Annotated in this window: 4 protein-coding genes; all 4 read left to right on the top strand. The window is 68.6% G+C overall.

From position 1 onward, the window contains the following. Positions 1–193 precede the first annotated feature (193 nt). Positions 194–1546 carry an IS21 family transposase gene (istA, locus tag ACSMTC_RS40010; RefSeq protein ID WP_436557614.1) on the top strand — a complete coding sequence of 451 codons (1353 nt, stop codon included), beginning with the start codon at positions 194–196 and terminating at the stop codon, positions 1544–1546. Then, the gene (gene istB / locus ACSMTC_RS40015; protein ID WP_436557615.1) at positions 1543–2313 is read left to right on the top strand and encodes an IS21-like element helper ATPase IstB; all 771 of its coding nucleotides are present in this window, start codon (positions 1543–1545) and stop codon (positions 2311–2313) included. The genes istA and istB (ACSMTC_RS40015) overlap by 4 nt, the downstream gene beginning before the upstream one ends. A 653-nt stretch (positions 2314–2966) precedes the next feature. Beyond that, on the top strand, positions 2967–3419 hold the full coding sequence (locus ACSMTC_RS40020; protein WP_436565047.1) for a Mu transposase domain-containing protein: 453 nt from the start codon (positions 2967–2969) through the stop codon (positions 3417–3419). Between the two features lie 114 nt (positions 3420–3533). Continuing rightward, the gene (istB, locus tag ACSMTC_RS40025) at positions 3534–4259 is read left to right on the top strand and encodes an IS21-like element helper ATPase IstB (protein WP_436565048.1); all 726 of its coding nucleotides are present in this window, start codon (positions 3534–3536) and stop codon (positions 4257–4259) included. Positions 4260–4338 lie beyond the last annotated feature (79 nt).

Below are 4338 nucleotides of genomic sequence, written 5' to 3' on the forward strand. Positions count from 1 at the left end.
TGTCGGCGTACACGTGAACGTCCCCAGCCACGTACGGATGAACGTGGCCGCTTCTTGATGCGTCGTGGGCTGTTGCCCGACACTCTGCTCGTCTTGTCGGCGAGGAGGGGGCGGAGGGCGGCTGACGGTGGTTCTGGATCCGCATCGCTGGTTGGAACTGAGGCGTTTCCGTGGCCTGTTCGATTCCGGGTCGATGAGTCTGTCGGAGATCGCCAGGGAGACGGGGCTGGACCGGAAGACGGTCCGTAAGTACCTCTCGGCCCCGGGCCCGGCCACCCCACCACGCCGGTCGTCGAACGGACGCTCGCGGGCAAGGGTCATCGACGAGTTCGCGCCGCTGGTCGACTCGATGCTCCGGGCGGAGGTCCTGATGAAGGCCGCCGTGATCCACGAGCGCCTGGCCACCGAGTACGGGTTCACCGGGAACTACCAGCGCGTCAAGCTCTACCTCCAGGAGGCCCGCCCGCGGATCGCCGAAGAACTCGGCATCACACCGAAGGAGCTGGCGGGGATGCACCGCCGGTTCGAGGTGATCCCGGGCGCCCAGGCCCAAGTGGACTGGGGGGACGAGGGCAAGATCCTCGCCCACATGGGCATCGACAAGGTCTACTCCTTCCACATGACGCTGTCGTACTCGCGCGACCCGTTCTGCTGCTTCACCACCAGCCAGGACCTGCAGACGTTCTTCGACTGCCACCGCAGGGCGTTCGCGCACTTCGGCGGGGCACCGATGACGATCGTCTACGACCGCACCAAGACCGTCGTCCGCCGCCACGTCGCCCCGGGCGAGGCGGTCCCGCTGCACCCGGAGGCGGTCGGCTTCGCCGGCCACTACGACTTCGACCCCGACGTCCTGGCCGCCTACCGCCCCACCGGCAAAGGCCGGGTCGAACGCCAGGTCCTGATCGTCCGCGACCACGTCCTGTCCGGCCGGGCCTTCTCCTCCATCGAGGAGATGGACTCCGCGTTCGCCGCCTGGGTGCCCATCCGGCGCGCTCAGATCCACAAGACACACCGCGAAGTCATCGGCGAGCGGGCGGCCCGCGACCACGCGGCCCTCAAACCGCTGCCACCCACCCCGTATCTGGTGGCCGAGCGGCACCTGCGGCCCGTCGGCAAGGACTGCCTGGTCGCCTTCGGCGGCAACCTCTACTCGGTGCCGGCCCGCAAGGTGCGACCGCGCCAGCTGGTCGAGATCCGGGCCACGAAGTCGCAAATCATGCTGCACTCCACCGTCCCCGGCACCGACGGCGAGACACTGCTGGCCATGCACGCCAGGGCGGTCGGCCGGGGTGCCCGCGTCGTCCAGGAGACGCACTGGGACGGCCTGCCCACCGGCAAGGGACGCCGGACCACCACGGGTGATGTCCCCTCCCAGCCCCGCCACGAGCGGCCTCTCGGCCGGGAAGCCGGACCCCTGCAATCCCTGCTGAACCGGGCCGCGATCACCCGCATCGAAGTCGGCCGCCGTCCGCTGTCGGTCTACGACGAGCTGACCGGTACCCGCCCCTTCACCACCAACCGACCGACGAAGGAACCCTCTTGAGCCAGCTGACCGGCAACCGCATCCGGACCACGGCCGCCAAGCTCGGCCTGCCCCACCTGGCGGAGACCATCAACGAGTTCACCCGGCGGGCGGACGAGGCGAAGATGGGCTACCTCGACTTCCTCGACCTGGTCCTGTCCGAGGAACTCGCCGTCCGCGACGACCGGCGCTTCCGCCAGGGCCTGCGGCTGTCGAAGCTGCCCCACCACAAGACAATCGACGAGTACGACTTCTCCTTCCAGCCCGACCTCGACCCGCGCAAGGTCAAGGACCTCGCCACCCTCTCTTTCGTCGAGGCCAAGGCCAACGCCGCCCTCCTCGGGCCGCCCGGGGTGGGAAAGACACACATCGCCGTCGGGCTCGCGGTCGCGGCCTGCCGAGCTGGTTACTCCATCTACTTCACCAGCCTCGACGACATGGTCCGCAACCTCAAGGCCGCCGAGACAGCCGGTCGCCTGGCCAACAAACTCGGCACCTACCTGCGGCCCGGCGTCCTGGTGGTCGATGAGGTCGGCTACCAGCCCCTGGAGCGAGCCGAGGCGAACCTGGTCTTCCAGGTGATCTCCAAGCGCTACGAGAAGGGCTCGATCATCCTGACCTCGAACAAGACCTTCAGCGAGTGGGGACAAGTCTTCGGCGACGAGGTCCTCGCCACCGCCATCCTCGACCGGCTCCTCCACCACTGCGACGTGATCTCCATCAACGGCCCCAGTTACCGCCTGAAGAACCGCCTCAAGGCCATCGAGCGAGACGCGGAAGTGGCCTGACATCCAGCCTCGTTGGACGTCGACTGTCCGCCGAGCTTGACCGGTGTCAGTGTGCGTGGAGTAGAAGCCTCGGCCGTACTCTTCGCGGTTCAGCTGGAAGTCGTCCGGTCGATCACGGCGGAGCTCCTCGTAGCGCGCGACGAAGGCGTCCAACGCCTCGTGCAACGTGCAGTCCGACACCTCCCGGATTGCCTTGATCGCGAAGACGATCCGGTGATCCAGGATGTCGCGGTCTACGCTCTCCGGCAGCTGTCCCATGGGGTCGACAGCGTAGCGGAGGCCCCGCGTGCACTGGGCCTGAGCGGTTGGGACCTCCTGGCAAGCAGCCAAGATCTGGCGCCAGAGACCGCCTGATAGCTGGGGACGTTTAGGCGTACGCAGTTGGGGAGTCAAGGCCGTACGCCGACAGGTGTCGGCAAAGGAGACGACCAGCGCGTCGCCGCGTTCGCCGGCCTGCTCCTGCCGGTCAGGATCCATCTGTGCCGGCCACGCGACCCGGAGGGAGGGGGCCTGGTCGAGCGCGCCAACGGCTACCTGGAGACCAGCTTCCTGCCCGGCCGCACCTTCACCGGCCTGGACGACTTCAACCGCCAGCTGACCGCCTGGCTGCAGATCGCCAACCGCGCCAGCACCGTTCCATCGACGCCCGGCCGGTGGACCGCTGGGAGGCGGACCGGGCCGCGATGCTCACCATCCCGCCCGTCTCCCCACCGCATTGGTGGCGCTTCCACACCCGCATCGGCCGCGACCACTACATCCGCGTGGACACCAACGACTACTCCGTCCACCCCCGCGCTATCGGCAAGACGGTGATGGTCCGTGCCGACAACGAGCAGGTCACCGTCATCGCCGGCAACGACATCGTGGCCCGCCACACCCGCTGCTGGGCCAAACACCAGTCGATCACCGACCCCGAGCACGCCGCGGCGGCCCAGACCCTGCGCGGTGAGGTCATCTACCAGCAGGCAGCCCGAGCGCAAGCCGCCCGCGCCGCCACCCTTCTGGGCACCGACGGCCTCGGCATCGACGTCGAGCAACGCGAACTGGCCACCTACGACCGCATGTTCACCCTCATCGAGGGCGGAGCCGGAAAGGAGGACACCTGATGCCCCGCACCACCACCGCCGCCACGACCGACGCGACAGCCCCCGGGGCCCGACGGCCAGGCGGCCCGAACCGGTCGGCAGACCTCCGCCGACCTGGCCTTCTATGCCCGTGTGATGAAGGCGCCCGCGCTGCTGGACGCCGCCGAGCGCCTGGCCGAACGCGCTCAGGCCGAGTCCTGGACCCACCTGGAGTTCCTGGTCGCCTGCCTGCAGCGCGAGGTGGCCGCCCGAGACTCCCACGGCGGCGAGGGCCGCATCCGCGCCGCCCGCTTCCCCGCGATCAAGACCATCGAGGAACTCGACCGCACCCATCTGCGCGGCCTGACGCGCCAACAACTCGCCCACCTGGCAACATTGGACTTCATAGCGGCCAAGGAGAACGCCGTCTTCCTCGGCCCGCCGGGCACCGGCAAGACCCACCTGGCCACCGGGCTCGCCATCCGGGCCTGCCAGGCAGGCCACCGGGTCGCGTTCGCCACCGCCGCCCAGTGGGTCGACCGCCTGGCCGCCGCCCACCAGGCCGGACGACTCCAGGACGAACTCGTCAAACTGGCCCGCTACCCGCTGATCGTGATCGATGAGGTCGGCTACATCCCGTTCGAGGCCGAGGCCGCGAACCTGTTCTTCCAGCTGATCTCGAACCGCTACGAGAGGGCCAGCGTGATCGTCACCTCGAACAAGCCGTTCGGACGTTGGGGAGAGGTCTTCGGCGACGAGACCGTCGCCGCCGCCATGATCGACCGGCTCGTCCACCACGCCGAGGTCCACTCCCTCAAAGGCGAGTCCTACCGCATGCGGGGCCGCGAACTCGGCCGCGTTCGCACCACCGACAACGACTGAACAAGAAGACCACCGACGACGCAAAAGGGCATAAAAGGGTCAGAACGAACGGCTCCAAGTGGGTCACGGTTCAGCCGCC

It is taken from the genome of Kitasatospora sp. HPM-01-4 (assembly GCF_051374625.1).
GTDB lineage: Bacteria > Actinomycetota > Actinomycetes > Streptomycetales > Streptomycetaceae > Kitasatospora.

What these genes read in the sequence shown, in the direction of transcription:
- istA (WP_436557614.1), top strand. Translation starts at nt 194, where the DNA reads ATGAGTCTGTCGGAGATCGCCAGGGAGACGGGGCTGGACCGGAAGACG.
- istB (WP_436565048.1), top strand. Translation starts at nt 3,534, where the DNA reads ATGAAGGCGCCCGCGCTGCTGGACGCCGCCGAGCGCCTGGCCGAACGC.